The sequence below is a fragment of the Pauljensenia sp. 20925_1_25 genome (assembly GCF_041433955.1).
Classification (GTDB): domain Bacteria; phylum Actinomycetota; class Actinomycetes; order Actinomycetales; family Actinomycetaceae; genus Pauljensenia.
Map to the genome: position 1 here is coordinate 84,950 of NZ_JAPWCL010000006.1, position 17,690 is coordinate 102,639.

The 17,690-nt window shown below is 64.6% G+C and carries 16 protein-coding genes; 8 read left to right on the forward strand and 8 right to left on the reverse strand.

Translation table 11 applies throughout. The features are described from left to right. Positions 1-134: 134 nt before the first annotated feature. The 3 genes from O3932_RS04365 to O3932_RS04375 are packed head-to-tail and all read left to right on the forward strand — an operon-like array spanning position 135 to position 2,824. Entirely contained in the window at positions 135-863 is a 729-nt protein-coding gene (locus O3932_RS04365) for a hypothetical protein (RefSeq protein ID WP_371536491.1), read from the forward strand. 18 nt (positions 864-881) lie between these two features. Next, positions 882-1,946, forward strand: coding sequence for a quinone-dependent dihydroorotate dehydrogenase (locus O3932_RS04370; protein WP_296504499.1), 1,065 nt, complete (start codon positions 882-884; stop codon positions 1,944-1,946). 8 nt (positions 1,947-1,954) lie between these two features. After that, the gene (locus O3932_RS04375) at positions 1,955-2,824 is read left to right on the forward strand and encodes an RNA methyltransferase (protein WP_296504500.1); all 870 of its coding nucleotides are present in this window, start codon (positions 1,955-1,957) and stop codon (positions 2,822-2,824) included. 86 nt (positions 2,825-2,910) lie between these two features. Here O3932_RS04375 and O3932_RS04380 read toward each other — a convergent pair whose 3' ends face one another. The 5 genes from O3932_RS04380 to glf form a co-directional block, all read right to left on the reverse strand. Then, on the reverse strand, positions 2,911-3,657 hold the full coding sequence (locus O3932_RS04380) for an HAD-IIB family hydrolase (protein ID WP_296504501.1): 747 nt from the start codon (positions 3,655-3,657) through the stop codon (positions 2,911-2,913). Between the two features lie 10 nt (positions 3,658-3,667). Then, positions 3,668-3,829: a methionine/alanine import family NSS transporter small subunit gene (locus O3932_RS04385; RefSeq protein ID WP_009648582.1), complete on the reverse strand. Its 162-nt coding sequence runs from the start codon at positions 3,827-3,829 to the stop codon at positions 3,668-3,670. Next, complete coding sequence (locus O3932_RS04390; RefSeq protein ID WP_371536495.1) at positions 3,826-5,412, reverse strand: sodium-dependent transporter; 1,587 nt, start codon at positions 5,410-5,412, stop codon at positions 3,826-3,828. Before O3932_RS04390 ends, O3932_RS04385 begins: the two co-directional genes overlap by 4 nt. Before the next feature lie 175 nt (positions 5,413-5,587). Continuing rightward, positions 5,588-6,526 (reverse strand): AEC family transporter, encoded by a 939-nt coding sequence (locus O3932_RS04395; protein ID WP_371536498.1) that lies wholly within the window; start codon positions 6,524-6,526, stop codon positions 5,588-5,590. A gap of 16 nt (positions 6,527-6,542) precedes the next feature. Then, complete coding sequence (gene glf / locus O3932_RS04400) at positions 6,543-7,685, reverse strand: UDP-galactopyranose mutase (RefSeq protein ID WP_009648639.1); 1,143 nt, start codon at positions 7,683-7,685, stop codon at positions 6,543-6,545. 348 nt (positions 7,686-8,033) lie between these two features. Here glf and O3932_RS04405 point away from each other — a divergent pair, with 348 nt between their 5' ends. Then, entirely contained in the window at positions 8,034-8,552 is a 519-nt protein-coding gene (locus tag O3932_RS04405; RefSeq protein ID WP_371536501.1) for a GNAT family N-acetyltransferase, read from the forward strand. 9 nt (positions 8,553-8,561) lie between these two features. On the opposite strand, the gene O3932_RS04410 is transcribed toward O3932_RS04405, so the two are convergent. Together O3932_RS04410 and O3932_RS04415 are read right to left on the reverse strand one after the other, a co-directional pair. Beyond that, positions 8,562-9,572, reverse strand: a complete 1,011-nt coding sequence (locus O3932_RS04410) for a glycosyltransferase family 2 protein (protein WP_371536503.1) — start codon at positions 9,570-9,572, stop codon at positions 8,562-8,564. 349 nt (positions 9,573-9,921) lie between these two features. Further along, positions 9,922-12,363, reverse strand: coding sequence for a glycoside hydrolase family 3 C-terminal domain-containing protein (locus tag O3932_RS04415; RefSeq protein ID WP_371536506.1), 2,442 nt, complete (start codon positions 12,361-12,363; stop codon positions 9,922-9,924). Between the two features lie 128 nt (positions 12,364-12,491). Between O3932_RS04415 and O3932_RS04420 the strand changes: the two genes are divergently transcribed. The 4 genes from O3932_RS04420 to O3932_RS04435 all read left to right on the forward strand — a co-directional run bounded on the left by O3932_RS04420 (position 12,492) and on the right by O3932_RS04435 (position 15,439). Next, positions 12,492-13,370 (forward strand): HAD hydrolase family protein, encoded by an 879-nt coding sequence (locus tag O3932_RS04420; RefSeq protein ID WP_371536508.1) that lies wholly within the window; start codon positions 12,492-12,494, stop codon positions 13,368-13,370. 16 nt (positions 13,371-13,386) lie between these two features. Then, positions 13,387-14,652, forward strand: coding sequence for an MFS transporter (locus O3932_RS04425; RefSeq protein WP_371536511.1), 1,266 nt, complete (start codon positions 13,387-13,389; stop codon positions 14,650-14,652). Positions 14,653-14,744: 92 nt separating this feature from the next. After that, positions 14,745-14,975 carry a glucose PTS transporter subunit EIIB gene (locus O3932_RS04430; protein WP_009648624.1) on the forward strand — a complete coding sequence of 77 codons (231 nt, stop codon included), beginning with the start codon at positions 14,745-14,747 and terminating at the stop codon, positions 14,973-14,975. Beyond that, positions 14,972-15,439, forward strand: coding sequence for a PTS glucose transporter subunit IIA (locus tag O3932_RS04435; protein ID WP_296504512.1), 468 nt, complete (start codon positions 14,972-14,974; stop codon positions 15,437-15,439). Before O3932_RS04430 ends, O3932_RS04435 begins: the two co-directional genes overlap by 4 nt. Before the next feature lie 97 nt (positions 15,440-15,536). Here O3932_RS04435 and malQ read toward each other — a convergent pair whose 3' ends face one another. Then, entirely contained in the window at positions 15,537-17,687 is a 2,151-nt protein-coding gene (gene malQ / locus O3932_RS04440; protein ID WP_009648599.1) for a 4-alpha-glucanotransferase, read from the reverse strand. Between the last annotated feature and the right edge of the window lie 3 nt (positions 17,688-17,690).

Consider the following 17,690-nt stretch of genomic DNA (forward strand, 5'->3'; position numbering starts at 1 on the left):
GTTGTTTCCACAGGCCTGCCGCGTGTCGCCCCGCTATCCACAGGGTGGCGCACGCGGCTGGAGTTGAGTGGGCCCAGGGCGCGATCCTGACATACATGCGGCACCAACGCCGCCCCTACCGGAAGGACACCGCTATGCGCGTCTCACTCACACTCACCGCCACCTCACAGGTCCACATCGATGACGAGGACACATCGGTGACGCTCCGTGCCACCCCCACCGGCGAGGCCACCACGGCCTCGACCGTTCCCATCCCCGTAGACAACCCGACCGATTGGGTCCCCGACTCCACGCAGGACACCACGGCCTCGGCGCAAACGGAACCCGGCGTCGAATCTCCGTATGAGGACCCCACCGAGGAGGGGCCAGTGCGCGAGGGTATGTACGGACCCATGCACTGGCTCGACGACCGCCACGTAACGGCGTTGCTCGCTCCCTACATCTGCGAAGGATGGGACACGGGCGACTACGCACGCTTCGCTGATCTGTCGGGCGAAGAGGCGCGCAGGCTGCGCACGCTCCTGCCTCCGCTCGCACGCGATGACCGACAGAACAATGCGCCGCGCATCTCCGACCTGCTGCGCGCTGCCACCCGAATCGACGGTCTCACGCTCGAAGGATATGTCATCCGCGCTCCCCGCTGGGACGAGCGCGTCAGCATCGATACCGTATGCGTCCCCGAGTCCGCAATCATCGCACACACCGGACGCCCCATTGACGACGCCTCCTGTCCGTCGTACGAACACTGGCTGACCCTCGCTCAGGTCCTCGGGCTGGGAGCAGACGCCGTCCCTCCCGACGAGATGCGATTCCTCGTGCGAGACGCATCATCCACGCGCTGGTGGTGGGCATGGTGGGACTAATCAACTACCCTTGGAGCTATGATCCGACGCGCGTACAACTGGACCTTCCGACACTTCATTTCGCGTTCTGACCCGGAGCAGGCACACCACCTGGGCCTGGGTGCGATCTCCCTCGCAGGGCGCTGCGCTCTCACGCGGGGACTCATGCGGGCCACCCTGGGCTACATGGACCCCCTGCGTCGACCGACCCGCATCGTCGGCGGTGTCGAGGTCCCGCTCATGCTGGGTCACCGCGAGCTGCCCTCGCGCCTCGGCCTAGCCGCCGGCATGGACAAGGACGCCGAAGCAGTCCTGGGTATGAGCGCCCTGGGCTACGCCTTCGTCGAGATCGGCACCGTGACACCGCGCCCGCAGCCGGGCAACGAGGCGCCACGCCTATGGCGCCTCATGGAGGACCGAGGCCTGCGCAACCGCATGGGATTCAACAACGCGGGCGCGGACGCGGCCGCCGAGAAGTTGCGCGAGCTGCGCTCCACCCACGCGGGCCGCGCCGCCATCGTGGGTGCGAACATCGGCAAGAACAAAGTGACCCCCGAGGCCGAGGCCCCCGCCGACTACGAGTACTGCGCGAAGACGCTCGCCCACTGGGTCGACTTCGTCGTCGTCAACGTCTCTTCCCCCAACACTCCCGGCCTGCGTGAGCTGCAGTCGGTCGACCACCTGCGCCCGATTCTCCAGGCCGCACGACGCGGCTGCGAGGCCGGCGCACCGGACCGCGTCATGCCCCTCTTCGTCAAGATCGCACCCGATCTGGCCGACGAGGACATCGTCGCCGTCGTCGAGCTGACAAAGGAATTGGGCTTGGCGGGCGTTGTGGCCACGAACACGACGATCAACCACGACCTGGGTGAGGGCGGTGTCTCCGGCGCTCCCCTGCTGCCCCGCGCGCTCGAAGTGGTGTCCCTGGTGGCGCGCCACCTCGACGACGAGCAGATCCTCATCGGTACGGGCGGCATCTCCTCCCCCGAGGACGCGCTGCGCATGATTGGCGCAGGTGCCGACCTGGTCGAGGCCTTCTCCGCCTTCATCTTCGAGGGTCCGTCCTGGCCGGGCGAGGTCTCTCGCGCCCTCCAGCGCGCCTGAGGAATAACGTGATCATCGAACTGACCCGCGCCGATCTATCTGCGGATCCACGCCTGGACGACTACACGCGCCTCAAAGACGTCAAGCTACGGTCGAAGATCGAGCCGGAACGCGGCCTGTACATGGCCGAATCCGCCAACGTCATCGAACGGGCCATCCGGGCGGGACACCGGCCCCGATCCTTCCTGATGTCGGCACGGTGGCTGGAATCCCTGACGTCGCTCATTGAGCACGCCACGGGATCCGGCGACGGCGCTGACGTCCCGGTCTTTGTGGCCGAGGAAGACGTCCTGGAGCACATGACGGGCTTCCATCTGCACCGCGGCGCTCTGGCCGCCATGCAACGCCCCCTCCTGCCCTCCCTTGGCGAGCTGCTGGCCACCGCCCGAGATGGCGCACCCGCACGGCGCGTCGTCGTCCTGGAAAACCTGGTCGACCACACGAACGTGGGCGCGGCCTTCCGCAGCGCAGCAGCGCTCGGCGTGGATGCAGTCCTCGTGACCCCACAGTGCGCGGACCCGCTCTACCGGCGATCCGTGCGCGTCTCGATGGGCACCGTCTTCCAGGTACCGTGGACTCGCCTGGAATCCTGGCCCGGCGATATCAAGGCGCTGCAAGAGGCTGGCTTCACCGTCGCTTCCCTCGCTCTGTCTGACGATTCCGTCTCCCTCGACGACTTCGCAGCGCTGCCCGCCTTCCAAAGGCCGGGCGCGCGCCTAGCGATGGTCATGGGAACCGAGGGCGACGGCCTCGGCAGGCGCACCATCGCCGCCTCCGACTACACCGTCAAGATCCCCATGGACCACGGGGTCGACTCCCTCAACGTCGCGGCCGCCTCCGCCGTCGTCTTCTGGGCGACTCGCGGGATCGGAGCCTAGGCAACCGCACTCGCCCAGCGACGTACAACGAAACGAGGCCGGAGCTGGACACCCAGCCCCGGCCTCGTACCGTAGTCGTCTCTGCGTCAGCTCAGGGAGTCAACGAGTTCGCGGATAACCTCGACGCACTCTTCCCAACCCGACACGCCGCGCGTCGCGTAGCCGGCGGCCTTGACGGGGTAGTCGTTGCCCTCGGGATCCAGGCGGTCGCCGATGAAGAGCATCTCGGAGGCCGGAATCCCCGTCTCCTCGACGAGCTTACCCATGCCGTAGGCCTTGTCGATGCCACGCGTCGTAATGTCGACCGAAGTCGAGCCACCACCGCGCACATCCAGCTCCGGCACATCGGGCTGCACCGCATCACGCAGAGCAGCCTTCTTGGTCCCATCCGGGTCCCACGCGCGCTTCGCGTCGAGGGGTGCCTCCTGCCCGAGCGCCGAGAAGGTGATCTGAGAGCCACGGTCCTCGATGATGTTGCCCCATGGGTTCTCCTCCCACAGGCCAAGCTCGCGGGCATGGCGCTCCAGGGATTCGATGACGCGGGCGGCCACCTCAGGGTCCAGGTCGTGCGCGTAACGCTCGACCCACTGCCCGCCCTCGAAGCGGTAGTAGCGAGTGCCGCAGGTCGGCATCAGGTGCAGACGCGAGAGTTCCTCGTCGGAGGCGTTCAGGTTGTCGAGTACCTGCGTACGGAACTGCCCCATCTGGCCACCGGAGATGATGCACACCTCCACATGATCCAGCAGCGAGCGCAGCGCCACGTCCATCTGGGGTGGCAGCGGCGACTTCGAGGGGGCCAGCGTGTCATCGAGATCAAAGGCAACGAGCTTCACGATTGACACCCTACCGGCTGGCGGCCTGGTCGGCATCGATAGCGCGCTGAGCAGCCTCAGTTTCCTCGTCCGTGGGGACGGGGAGGATCTGCAGCATGACGACGGAAGCGACGAGGCCACCCCACACGAGCAGGATCGTCAGAATCATCAGGGCGATAGCGGGAGCGGTCACTTGGCGCCTCCTTCGGTCGAAGCGGTCTCCTCGGCGTCTTCCGCGAGGATCTGAGCGACCGTCGCGTGGGTATCCACCGGGCGGTGCTTCCACGGGATGAGAGTGAAAATCAGAGACGCGACGACCGCGACCGCCACAGAACCCCAGCCGAAGATCAGCACGTAGCTGCTGGGGTAGCCCTCGTAGCCATCCTTCAGGACCTTCACGATTGACATCGCCATCATGACAAAGAGGACGACCGGGATGACGATGCCAACGAGGGGCTCCCAGAGCTTGGGGACCTTCACGCTGGACACCGAATTGAGGTGTGCACGGAGCACCCCAAGGCGGGGGCCGACGACTGCGCACAGCACGGCGAACAGGATCGCCGAGGACACGACGCCAACCGAGTTGATGAAGTTGTCGACGATGTCGAGGTTGTTCAGGCCCGATCGGGTGCCGAAGAGCACCAGCGAGATGGCGGTGGCGGGAACGCCAAGAACAAGAGCCGAGCGAGCGGGCGACCAGCCGAACTTGTCCTGCAGGCCACCGGAGACGACCTGAAGCAGGGAGAGCAGAGAGGTGACACCGGCCAGAACGAGGGACGAGAAGAAGAGCACGCCGAAGAGGGGCCCACCGGGCATCATCGAAATGATCTTCGGGAAGGTCACGAAGGAGAGGATCGGGCCGGTCAGGCCCTCAACCTCGGAGACGCTCACGCCACCCTGGTGTGCCATGAAGCCGATAGCGCTGAAGACGCCAATGCCAGCGAGGATCTCGAAAGAGGAGTTCGCAAAGCCAGCGACCAGAGCGGTGCCCGTCAGGTTCGACTTACGCTGGAGGTAGGAGGCGTAGGTCAGCATGATGCCGAAGCCCACGGACAGCGAGTAGAAGATCTGCGCGAAGGCGGCCAGCCACACGTTGGGGTCGGCCAGCGCGCCCCAGTTCGGGGTGAAGAAGGCGTTGAGGCCTTCAATGGCGCCCGGCAGAAAGATTGCTCGAACGACGAGCGCAAGGAAGAGGATGACGAGGAGCGGCAGGAAGACCTTGTTCGCAGCCTCGACGCCCTTGGACAGGCCGCGACCGATGACGAAGAGCACGAGAACCCACACGAGAGCAAGCGGGATCATGACGGCCCATGCAGGGGCCCACGAGAAGGTGTCGCCAGGAACCTTCTCAAGGAAGGACTCCAGGAAGAACGTCGTCGGATCGGCACCCCAGGCCTCGTTCACGGAGTAGATCGTGTACTGCACGCCCCACGCGAGGACGGCGCCGTAGTAGACCATGATGACGAAGCACACGAAGGTCTGGAACCAGCCGATGAATTCGCCGCCTCCAATGATCTTACGCAGTGCCCACGGCGGGGAGCCGCGGAACTTGTGGCCGACCGCGTAGTCGAGCCACAGCATGGGGATACCGACGAAGATCAGGGCAACCAGGTACGGGACCAGGAAGGCGCCGCCGCCGTTGGAGTAGGAGACTCCGGGGAAACGCCAGATGTTGCCCAGGCCGATGGCCGAGCCGATGGCCGCCAGTAGGAAGCCAGTCTGGCCGCTCCACGAGTCGCGCGCGCGGGGCGCGGGGCGGGATGCGGAGGATGACATGAATCGTGTTCCTTGGATTCGTTTGATTTTGGGATAATGCTCAGTCAGACTATGGCCGTTACACGAGGATGTCAGCTACAGTCCACGATATAGACCGTGCTTTTGACCTCTTTTTGACGAGGCCATGGCTGGTTTGTGGGTCAGTGCGGAATTGCGATGGGCACCGTCGGGCGTATTAAGCCACCAGTCCGAGGCCGTGGAAAAGCGCGGCAATACCGACGACAACGGGCAGGGAGGCGAAGGTCGTCACGAGGACTGTTCCCTGCGCGATGCGCTCCCCCGCCTTCGCCCGAGTGGCCGCGATGTAGGCGTTTTGCGCGGCTGGCAGGGCAGCCATGATGGTCACCGACATGAGGGCAGGACCGGTCAGCCCGAGCAGCACTCCGACGCCGCACGCGATAGCGGGCTGGAGGGCGAGTTTGCAGGCGATAGCGCAGGCGGTCGCCGCAATACCGGAATCCCCGGACGCCGAACGACGATCCACGAGGGACGCCCCAAAGGATAAGAGGATCATCGGGGGTGCTGCTGACCCCAGCATTGAGGTCGACACGTCGAGGAGCGTCGGCATCGGCCACCCCGCGGCGGAGAACAGGAAGCCACACGCCGCTGCAATGACCATGGGATTGCGCGCCACGACCTTCGCAACACCGAGCACCGACGGGCGCTGCCCCGACCCCACTAGATCGGCCAGGACGAAAAACATCGGGGTGAAGAAACCCAGCTGAAACACCAGGATGGGAACAACAGCGGAGGCGTCGTTCAAGACGTAGACGGCGATCGGGATGCCGATGTAGGCCCCGTTGTTCAGGGACGAGGCCATGGCCCCCAAGGTGGTTTCCCCGCGCGACAGGCGCAGAAACAGGCGTGCGACAAGCACGAAGAGCAGTGCGGTGCCCACGCCCGACGCGGCGGCCACGGCGAGCGGAGCGCCAAAAACTCCGGACGTGCCGGTCGAGACAATCGCGTGGAACAGCATCGCTGGGCTGGCCACCCAATACGTTGCCGATGCGAGGGAGCCAGCGGCATCAGGGCCGAGTGCACCCCCTCGGCGAGCGATCCAGCCGACGCCGATGATGAGAGCGATCGACAGGACCGACCAGACGATCGATACCATGCGAGTGGGAAACCCGTCAGCGCCAGGCGGCCACGGCCTCGTCGACCTTCGTCAGGGCCGAGGCGATCGCCATGTGCATGTCCAGGTACTGGTAGGAGCCCAGGCGCCCGCCGAAGAGAACGTCCTTCTCCCCCGCGCTCATCTCCCGGTAGGCCGCCAGCGTCGAGCGATCCGACGGCGAGGCGATCGGGTAGTAGGGCTCGTCGCCGGGGCGCGCGAATCGCGAGTACTCGCGCTGAATGATCGTATTGGTCGCACCGCGTCGATCCCTCTCGGGGTGCAGGTGCGCGAACTCGTGGATGCGCGTGAAGGGGACGTCGCGGTCCGAGTAGTTCATGACCGAGCATCCCTGGTAGTCGGGAACGTCCACGACCTCGGTCTCAAAATCGAGAGTGCGCCAGCCGAGTTCGCCGGCCTCGTAGTCGAAGTAGCGGTCGATCGCGCCCGTGTAGACGACAGGCACCTGGCCAACCGTCGCGGCCTTCGAGAAAGGCGAGGCGCCGTCGAAGAAGTCCACGCCCGTGTGCACGCTGATGCGCGGGTGGTCAACCATGTTCGCGATCCACGCTCCGTAACCGTTCAGGGGCAGACCCTCGTAGCGGTCCTGGAAATAGCGATTCTCGTAGGTGAATCGCACGGGCAGGCGCGTGATGATGGAGGCGGCCAGCTCGCGCGGGTCGGTCTGCCACTGCTTGGCCGTGTATCCGGCGATGAATGCGTCGTAGAGCGGGCGACCGATCAGGCTGATCGCTTTCTCCTCAAGGTTGTCGGGTTCGCCCGTGATTTCGGCGGCCTGCTGCTCGATGAGCGCGCGGGCCTCGGTCGGCGAGTAGGCGGCGCCGAAGAACTGGTTGATCGTACCCAGGTTGATGGGCAGCGGGTAGACGACGCCCCGGTAGTTGGCGTAGACGCGGTGGCGGTAGTCGTTGAATGCTGTGAAGCGGTTGACGTAGGACCACACGCGTTCGTTCGACGTGTGGAACAAGTGGGTGCCGTAGCGGTGCACCTCGACGCCCGTGGCCTCGTCGATGGACGAGTAGGCGTTGCCTCCGATGTGGTCGCGGCGCTCGATGACCGTCACGTTCATACCGAATCGCTCCGCGGCCTCGCGGGCGAACGTCAGGCCGAAAAAGCCCGATCCAACAACGAGCAGATCCACGCCGCTCCCCTTTCACTTGATTAACACCATCGTATCCGCCCAGGCCGGGGCGTGCTGGAACGGGGACGAGGCCGGGGCGCGGACACGCTCCAACAGAGAGGCGACGCTCACCTATTCTTGTTCCATCTGCTGACATGTCGGGTGGCTCCGCACGCTAACCCGCTGTCCAGGACGTGGGCGACCCCGCCTACGTTCCGGCAAGCGGGTTGAGGTGCGGGACAGAGGGTCATGTGAGCGTGTACGTTGAAGTCCTGGAGAGGCCGGATGTCGCCCGCCACTGATTGGTTCCGACGATCCTGCTGTCGTCGCCTCCTACCTGCCGTCACCTTCAACGGGAAAGAACGACCAATGATCATTCACACTCAGCGCCTGTGCTTGCGCCCCTGGAGCGACGCGGACGCTCCCGCGCTCTTTGAGCTGGCCCGCGATCCCTGCATCGGGATGCTGTGCGGATGGAAGCCCTACGAGCGCGTCGACGATGCACACGAGGCACTGTCAACTTTCCTGGCGGCACCCGACAGCTACGCGGTGACGCTGTCATCAACCGGTGAACTGGTCGGCTCAATCGCACTGCGCATTGACACAGACTCCCCCGAAGCGACCGTCGCTGACATCGGATACTGGATCGGCGCGCCCTACTGGGGCAACGGCTACGCGAGCGAGGCGGGGCGCGCCATCATCGAGCGCGCGAGGGAACTGGGCGTCGAGACAATCATCTTGAAGTACTTCGACGGAAACGATGCGTCGCGACGCGTCTCAGAAAAGCTCGGCTTTACGTGGCGAAGCCGCGAGGAGGGCGTGGAATACCCGCTCATCGGTAAGCACCTCACCGTCCACTGCACCGAGCTGGCGCTCGCCGCGCACTGACGGCGCTCGTTAGTTGAAGCCGAGGACCGCAGCCGCGACCTTGTAGCCGCCGCGCACGACCATCGGGGACGCGTGGCGCACGAGGCCGGCGAGCAGATCCTTGCGCAGACGCTCCGTGGCTTCGGGGTTGATCTGGTCCATGGTCTCCCAGATCTGTTCCTTGAGGGCCAGGTGTTCGGGCGTGCCCGAGAGCTGAGCCATGACGGAGCAGACGACGGCGTTGATGCGCAGGTAGTGGACCATGTAGCGCCACAGCTTATCCTCGACCTCGGCGCGCGGAGGCAGCGCACGGGTCATGGCCTCGTTCACCCGCGCGAGCTGATCCAGGCGCGTGATCATGACCTTCTCGTTGACGGACTGGTCGTCGCGCCCGATGAAGTAGTGGTAGAGGTCCACGTCCAGGTAGCGGATCGTGGAAATGTAGGGCAGTGGCACGAACGAGTAGAGGTAGTCCACGTAGAACGTGTGTTCGGGCATGACCAGGCCGGAGGCTCGCACGACTTCGGTGCGCATGGTCAAGGCGTGCATCATCAGGTACTGGTCGTAGCGGCACCGCCGCAGGTCCGCCCAGCCGAAGGTGCGTCCGCGCGGCAGGACGTTGCGGTAACGGATGACGGCCTTGTGGGCCTTTCCCTGCTTGTCGTAGACGTAGTTGGTGACGAGCAAGTCGAGGTGACGCCCGGCTTTGCGCTCCTCGCGCAGGAGATCGAGCACCGCGTTCGTGGCGCGACGGTCCAGCCAATCGTCGGAGTCGACAACGCGCACGTGCGTGCCGGTAGCGGCAGCGAGGCCGGCGTTGACGGCACCGCCGTGCCCCTTGTTCTCCTGGTGAATGACCTTGACGGAGGGGTAACGAACGGCCCACTCGTCGGCGATCTGTGCGGTTCGGTCCTTCGAGCCGTCGTTCACGATGATCGCCTCGAGTTCGTCGCCGTATCCGACGAGCGTGGTTAACGCCCGGTCAATGTAGTCCTCGGAGTTGTAGGCGGGCACGATCACGGTCAGAAGGGGCGTGCTCATGGGTTCTCCTCTCGCAGGTCTGGCAGTAGTCTACTGTGCCTGATTCACCTGCGCGCTCTCCTTGAGATCTTCCTGTGCGAAAATCGCTGTGACGAGTAAGAAAACACCCCACAAGGACATGGCTACAGCGGTGGGCATGGTGGACAAAACGCACGCACTCGCGTACCAGAATGCTATCTTCCTGACCAAGGAGTTCGATGTGACGGTGACCTGACGGTGAGCATTGAAGGTGCTGACCTGTGCGGTCGCGGTGTGCAATCCTTCAGGCGCACCATCAGTGCTTCGCTGCCTGGATCAGTATTCTTGTACGGCGTTGCCTGACAAGGACGAGGCCGAGGCCGAGGCCGCGTCATCGTATCTGATCAAGTTCACGCTGGGTAGCCTTGTTGGCACGCGCGTTGGCGCAATAACGGATCGCTAGACGCGTGATACCTCGCCAGAAGTGGCCGTTAATGACCTCCACGACCGCGTCGATCATGCCTGTGCTCACAGAACCGTTCGAAAACTTGGTGAGCGACATCAGCGGCATGTTGAGCGCGAAGTGAACGTTGAGGTCCGGGATGCCCTTAGCGTCAGCCTTCGCTTTGTCAGCGTGTAGCTTGCGGCCCGTCAATCGGGCAAGCCAGCTCTTGGCACGGATCAGATCCGACATCAGGTCGAACGCCGTGATGTCTTCCCTCGGGTGAGCGGTAGGAATGGTGCGACCCAGCAGGACCGCGAACTCTCCGTTGGTAATGCCCGCGACGTCGGCGTTCAGGTAGTGTCCGAGGGCCGGGTCGATTGGCGAGGGCGTGGTTCCTTCGACCTCGAGGGTGGCGCTCAGCGGCATGTCCTCGACGTTGCGCCCCACATGGATCGTCCAGGTTCCAGCCTCGGTCTCCCACGCTCCACGTGAGGTCTCCCAGTGGCGGAAGGTGTAGCGGTCAAAGGGGATGGTGACGCGCACAGATTCACCGGCTGGAACGACAACCTTGGTGAACCCCTTAAGTTCGCGCGCAGGGCCGAAGACGCCGCCCGGGGCGCTTACATAGAGCTGAACGACCTCGGTACCGTCACGCATTGAGGTGTTGGCGACCGTCAGGGTCGCCCCATCCTGATCGACAGCAAGATCGGAGTACTCGAAGCGTGAATAGGACAGGCCGTACCCGAAAGGGAAAGCAACATCTACGCCAGCAGTTGTGAAGTACCGGTAGCCGATAAAGGGACCCTCACGGTAGTAGGACAGAGGACCGGTCGCCGGATACCACGCGGCGGTCGGATGATCCTCCAGGGAACGCGCATAGGTCTCAGCCAGGCGTCCCGAAGGGTTGACGACACCGGTGAGGACATCCAACATCGCGCCAGCCCCTCCCTGACCGCCCAGGTAACCGTTGACGAGCGCGGGCACGGAGGACGCCCACGGCATCTCAACGCTGGAACCGCCCGTCAGGACGACGATGGTACGAGGGTTGGTGGCCACGACTGCCTCAATGAGTCGATCCTGCCCTTCGGGAAGCCGCATGTGGGTCCGGTCCAGTCCCTCCGACTCGGCGAGTTCATCGAGACCCACGTACACGAGCGCAACGTCGGCGCGCGCCGCGAGCGCCACGGCCTCGGCGATGAGCGCGTCACTCGTGCCACCGTGACGCTCATATCCGGGAGCGTATCCTGTCAGGACCAAGCCTCGGGCGGATTCTCCCCCGGCCTCGAGTAGCTCGCGCGGGGTCTCGAGGCGTGTGGGGTTGACCTGGGAGGAGCCTGCTCCCTGGTAGCGCGGCGTGTCAGCGAGGTCACCGATGAGGGCGACACTGGTGCCAGAACTCAGAGGCAGGGCATCGTCCTCGTTGCGCAGGAGCGTGATCGCTTCGGAGGCGATGCGCGTGGCCAGCGCGTGGTGCTCATCGAGGTCGTAGGGGGTAGGCGCGGGAAGGTCGGCGCTCGCGGCGGCGACGTTCAAGACCTCTTGGGCGCGCGCATACACATCGGATGCCTCCAACGTCCCGGCTTCGACGGCGGCAACAATTCGACGAGCATCCTCCAGTCCGGGGGCGGGCATCTCGAGGCTTCCACCTGCGCGGACGGTGGCGACGGCATCCGTGCATCCTCCCCAATCGGAGACGACCATGCCATCAAAACCCCATTCGGTGCGCAGAATGTCGGTCAGCAGATGCTTGTTTTGGTGGGCGTGGGTTCCGTTGACGAGGTTGTAGGAGCTCATGATTGCTCGAGGCTTGGCGCTGCGGCACACGATTTCGAAACCGGTCAGATAGATCTCACGCAGCGTACGCTCGTCCACAACGGAATCCGACGCCATGCGTCGCAGCTCCTGGGAGTTAGCGGCGAAGTGCTTGGGGCAGGCGGCAGTTCCCGTGGACTGGATGCCCTGGGTGAGGCCTGCCGCCATGCGCCCTGCGAGGATCGGGTCCTCGGACAAGTACTCAAAGTTGCGTCCGCACAGGGGCGAACGCTTGATGTTCAGGCCGGGGCCAAGCAGGACGTTGACTCCGAGTCCACGCGCCTCCGTCCCCAACGCCTCACCCATCTGGCGGGCCAGGTCGGGGTTCCACGTGGCCGCGAGCGCGGAGGCCGTCGGGAAGCAGGTGGCTTTTTCGGAGTCGGCGTCGCCGAGTTGGCGGCGTACGCCGTGGGGGCCGTCGCTCATGATGAAGGAGGGGACGTGTGCTGTGGGGATGGCGCGTGAGTTCCAGGCGCTTGCGCCGGAGAGGAGAGCTGCTGCTTGTAGGAGGGTGAGGTCGCTGGCGTTCGTGAGTGCTGTGTGTTGCATCGTTGTGAGTTGTCTTTCGTGCTCCATTGCGGGTGTCGTCGCTGGTTCCAGTGTGGGTTATGGGGGTGTGGTTTTACCAATCGAATGCGTGGTTTGTTGTTTCTTGGGTTTGTTGTGTGGGGTGTCGCTGGTGGTGGCTGGGCTACCATGGCGTTATGAGCTGTGACGCGGGTGTGATTGGTCGGAACACTGAGGGCGCTGCTCCTCGTGCAGTTTTCATCGACGTGGATGGGACGCTGTGTGATTCCCGCCAGCGCGTTCCCGGTTCAGCGGTTCGTGCGTTGGCGCAGGTGCGTGAGCGTGGCCACCGTCTGTTTATCTGTACTGGGCGTTCTGTCCCGGAGGTCTATCCGCGTTTCTTTGACCTGGGTTTTGAGGGCATCGTGGGTGGGGCTGGCGGGTATGCGGCGGTGGGTGACACGGCGCTGCTTGATGAGCGTATGCCTGCCGAGCACGTCCGGGTTCTGACTGCTCTGTGGGAGGATTTGGATGCGTTCTACGTGTGGCAGGGGCCTGACCAGATGGGGCCTTCGCGCGGCTATCTGGAGTTTTTCGTGCCCCGAGCGGGTCTTACCCCTGAGGATTGGGCCGAGTATGCCCAGTCGGTGACGCCCTTTGTCGTTGACGTTGAGGGTGGGTCTTTCACGAAGGTGACGGCCTATGTGCCTCCGGAGAAGGCGTCGATGGAGCGCGTGAGTGCGGCGCTGCCCGACGGCTACCGCGCCATCATCGGATCGGTGGGGGCCGCAGGGTATGTTCCCTTCGAGATTCTCCCGGACCGCTTGTCCAAGGCGGTGGGTATGGAGGCCGTGTGTGAGCACATCGGCGTCCCCATGTCACGTACTGTGGCTATTGGCGACTCTAACAATGATGTCGAGGCCGTGGCACGCGCCGCTGTCGGCGTCAGTATTGGGGAGGGGTGCGAGGCTCTGGTTGAGGTTGCCGATATTGTCGCCCCCGCGGTTGGCGACGACGGCCTCGCCTGGGCTTTGGCCGCCGCTGGGCTCATCGACGGGGCACCCAGCCCGGCCTAGGCCTCGGCGCCGACAGATGGCCGTCACCGTCAGGGCCTGGTTCCACCACCCGCTCACCCGTAACTCGGCGTTCATGCACCTGTGGGCGGGGCAGACCGCTGCGCAGGTTGGCTTCCAGGTGGGGACGCTGGCTACCTCAGCGATTGCGATTAGCGTCCTGCGTGCCAGCGAAACCCAGATCGGTGTGCTCTCGGCCTTGCAGACACTCGCCTTCCTGATCGTCGGCTTACCGGCGGGTGCCTGGGTGGATGGGTGGCGTAAGCGCCGCGTCATGATCATCGCGGGCCTAGCGCGCATCGGTGCCCTGGTCTCGATTCCCCTGGCCTATGTCTTCGCGACCCTCACGCTGACGCACCTGATGATCGTCGCCGCGCTTCTGGGCCTGTGCACCGTCTTCTTCGATGTTGCCTACCAGTCCTATGTTCCGATCATCGCCTCTCGGCGATATATCGGTGCGGCCAACGGGCGGCTCGAGGCCTCCTACCAGGTGGGGCACGCGGGTGGACCGGGCTTGGGCGGATGGCTCCTCGGGCTGCTCGCCCCTCCTCTCGTCTATCTGCTTACTGCCCTCACTTACGCGTTCTCGACCTGGGCGATTTGGCGCATCGCCACCCCGGAGCCTGCGCCTACGCGCACCGAAGCCACGCTTGTCGCGCAGATCCGCGAGGGGCTAGCCTTCGTACGCGGGCAACGCCTACTCTTTCCCCTCTTTTCCTGCATTGCGGCCGCCGCATTCGCTGCCGCCGGCATCCAGGTTCTCTTGCCCATCCTTGTCCTGCGCACGCTGGACATGAGCGCTACCCAGCTCGGCCTCCTCCTGAGCGTCGGGGCAATCGGCGGGATCCTCGGCGCGCTCACGCGCTCGGCATGGATGAAGCATCTGGGCATCGGGCGCACCATCGTCGTCACAAGCATCATCGGCGTCGCTGTCCTAGCCGCCCAACCGGCAGCCGTTCACGCCCCCGCTGCGGCCGCAGCAATCATTGCGGTCTCCGGCATTGTCTCCTCCTATTTCCTCACCATCTACAACGTCACCCAGATGAGTCTGCGTCAGGAGATCTGCCCGCCCCACATGCTCGGACGCATGAACGCGATCTTTCGCTTTGCCGTGTGGGGCGTCATGCCGCTGGGCTCCCTCGCGTCCGGCGCGGCCGCCTCGTGGATGGGGGTCGAGGCCGCCATGTACGTCTTCATTGCTCTGGCGGTCGGAGCCAGCATCGCCATGGGCCTCACCCCCGCGGCTCGTATCCGCGGCACCAGCGCCATCAACACCGTCCCATAATGTGACGCGCTCCCAGGCCCATGGCGTGCCAACGACTCCACCTCCGCGATACCATAAGTGTGAGGCAAACCGCATGAGCCAAGGAGGACCCCATGAGCACCGCAACGACCATCATCGAAGCCCTGGGCGGCTGGGAGAACATCTCCAATCTTGAAGCCTGCATCACACGCATTCGCCTGGACGCCGCCAACACCGACCTCATCGACGAGGCCAAGCTACGTGCCGCCGGTGCCTTCGACGTCGTCATCGTAGGCGACGCGGTTCAGGTCGTCATTGGCCCCGATTCCGAGGATCTCGTCGACGAAATGCTCGCCAGCCGGTGACACTCTCTGTCTGCGCACCCTTCGCAGCGCACGTCATGGCGCTGAGTGAGGTGCCTGATCCCGTTTTCGCAAGCGGAGTCGTCGGGGGTGGCTGCGCGCTCATCCCCGACTCCGCCTCGGAATGTTTAACCGTCCACTCCCCTATCAACGGCGTCGTCACCAAGCTCAAGCCGCACGCCGCCATCATCACCTCCACGCAGGGCATATCGATCCTCATCCACCTCGGCATCGACACGGTGAGTCTACATGGCAAGGGCTTCGCGGCCCTCGTCGATGAGGGGGACGTCGTGGCGGCGGGTGCCCCGCTCATCCACTGGGACCTCACCCTCGTGCGCGACGCCGGTCTCTCCCCCTGCGTCCCCATCGTCGTCGTCACTCCGCCGGGTGCCGCCGTCACGCACGAAGTAACCGGCCCCGACGTATCCGTGCTCGCGCCACTCTTTTCGACCGAGACCTCACGCTAGGCACCTTACTCGGGGCCGCACCGACGCCATCGCCTCACTCGTACGACACCCCGCAGCCCTCACGGGCTACGGGGTGTCGTACTGTCAAACGGTCGCGCTAGCTCACGGAACCCCTCAGCAGGGAGAACAGCGAGGTCAGACGCTCGTTGGAGGGCAGGTCCTCAATGAAGACCTCCTCGCCGTCGGAGTCGCACAGCGGCACGCACCAGTTCGGGTACTGATCCGCGCCCGTGCCCGGCATGTTCTGCGGGCGCACGTCGCCTACCGCGTCTACCAGGGAGGCGACGACGAGCTTGGAGGGAACCTTCGCGACATAGCGGTACAGGCCCTCGACCATGTCGCGCTCGCTGGGTTCCGCGCCATCGATGCAGCCGTACTCGTGCAGGCGAGCCGCGACCTGATCAAGCTCGAGGCGATCCGCTGCACGCACGGTCTCAATGTCGTCAGTCAGCAGCCCCAGCTCGCTTCGCAGCGTCGTCTGGATACCACGGATGTAACCGAGCGTCGGAGGCAAGTCATGGATGTTGACCGCAGCGAGCGCGCGATCACGGTAGTGCTCGGGACGCAGCGGCCAACCGCCACCCTCCTTTTCGAACCACACGACGGAGGTACCCAGGACGCCACGGTCGCGCAGGTAATCGCGCACCCACGGCTCCACGACGCCCAGATCCTCACCGATAACAACAGCACCCGCACGCTGGGCCTCCAGGAGGATAATGCCCATCATGGCCTCGTGATCGTAGTACACGTAGGTGCCTTCGGTCGCCACACAGCCCTCCGGGATCCACCACAGGCGGAACATGCCCAGGATGTGGTCGATACGCACGGCACCAGCATTAGCCAGGGCGGCGCGCACCATGTCGCGCAGAGGCGTGTAGCCACATTCAGCCAGCGAACGCGGAGACCACGGCGGCTGTGACCAGTTCTGGCCCTGCTGCGAATACACGTCCGGCGGAGCACCCACAGTCATGCCAGAGGCGAACAGTTCGGGACGGCTCCACTTCTCGGACCCATGGCCGTGGACGCCCACAGCCAAGTCGGCCATAATGCCGATCTCCATGCCGACCTCGCGGGCCACTTCCTGTGCGTGGACCAGCTGCTCGGACGCAATCCACTGGCACCACTCCCAGAAATCGACGCGGTCGGCCAGCTCAAGGCGCTCGAGTTCAACGCGCGGCGACGAGGAACGCTCAAGGTCCTCGGGCAGCTCCAGCGTATCCTCACGCTCGACAAGCGCACACCACAGCGCATAGTTAGACAGCTCGGAGCCGCCTTTTTCCACGAAGTGGTCGAACTGCGACTGGCGGTGGTAGGTACGAGGCGCGGCGAAAATAATTTCCAGCGCCTTGCGCTTAGCCTCCCAGGCGCGGTCGCGGTCGATCAGATCCTCACGACTGGCGAACTCGCGAGTGACATCGCGCAACTGCTCAATGGCCTCGCGCGAAGCCTGAGGCAACGAGGCAAATTCCTCAATGGACTCGGGGCGGATGTAAATCGGGTTCACCCAGCGGCGAGACACCGGCAGGTACGGGGAGGTTTCCAGCGGAGAAACCGGCTGGGACGCGTGGACAGGGTTAATGAGAAGGAAGTCCGCCCCCTTGTCCGCGCACACCGCCGCCAGGTCAGCCAGGTCAGCCGCGTCGCCGATCCCCCAGGAAGAGGACGAACGCGTCGAATAGAGCTGAGCGTTGACGCCCCACGCGCGGCGAGAGGACTCCAAGATGGGCAACGACAGGGCATTGGGAACAACGATGAGAGTTGCGGACTCGACATGTCCTCCCTCAACCGTTGCAACGAGGCGATGCCAACCGATCGGCACCCAATGCGGCACATCGAAGGTCGCGCGCCCCACGAGCTGACCGTCGATCATGCGCGGGGGCACGTAGCGATCAACCTGCTTACACTGGCCCTTACGACCATCTTCGAGGACCCACTGAACGTTGACCCACGAGCCGTCGGGCACATGCACCGGGAACAGATAACCGCCACCCTCGCGGGCAACAATCGTCGGAGGCAGAGTCCGACGCCACTCACGTTCCTCAGTCAGACGCATCGCATGCTCGACGTCCCCCACCGTAGACGATTCGTTCAGGGGAAGACCGAGCGCGCCAAGGACCTTCAGGAGGGTTGGGGCACCAACGCCCACCCAGTTCCCATACCAGTCCCAAAAGCCGGTCGCAACGCCATTCATGTCAGCGACATGGCGCAGCAGGTCAATGTTGTCAGATGCGGGTGAATGAATATCCACGGG

Coding starts and splice junctions, on each gene's coding strand:
- O3932_RS04415 (WP_371536506.1), bottom strand. CDS start 12,363: ATGGAGCACGAAAGACAACTCACAACGATGCAACACACAGCACTCACG.
- O3932_RS04410 (WP_371536503.1), bottom strand. CDS start 9,572: ATGAGCACGCCCCTTCTGACCGTGATCGTGCCCGCCTACAACTCCGAG.
- O3932_RS04390 (WP_371536495.1), bottom strand. CDS start 5,412: ATGTCATCCTCCGCATCCCGCCCCGCGCCCCGCGCGCGCGACTCGTGG.
- O3932_RS04365 (WP_371536491.1), top strand. CDS start 135: ATGCGCGTCTCACTCACACTCACCGCCACCTCACAGGTCCACATCGAT.
- O3932_RS04430 (WP_009648624.1), top strand. CDS start 14,745: ATGAGCACCGCAACGACCATCATCGAAGCCCTGGGCGGCTGGGAGAAC.
- O3932_RS04425 (WP_371536511.1), top strand. CDS start 13,387: ATGGCCGTCACCGTCAGGGCCTGGTTCCACCACCCGCTCACCCGTAAC.
- O3932_RS04405 (WP_371536501.1), top strand. CDS start 8,034: ATGATCATTCACACTCAGCGCCTGTGCTTGCGCCCCTGGAGCGACGCG.
- O3932_RS04370 (WP_296504499.1), top strand. CDS start 882: ATGATCCGACGCGCGTACAACTGGACCTTCCGACACTTCATTTCGCGT.
- O3932_RS04395 (WP_371536498.1), bottom strand. CDS start 6,526: ATGGTATCGATCGTCTGGTCGGTCCTGTCGATCGCTCTCATCATCGGC.
- O3932_RS04420 (WP_371536508.1), top strand. CDS start 12,492: ATGAGCTGTGACGCGGGTGTGATTGGTCGGAACACTGAGGGCGCTGCT.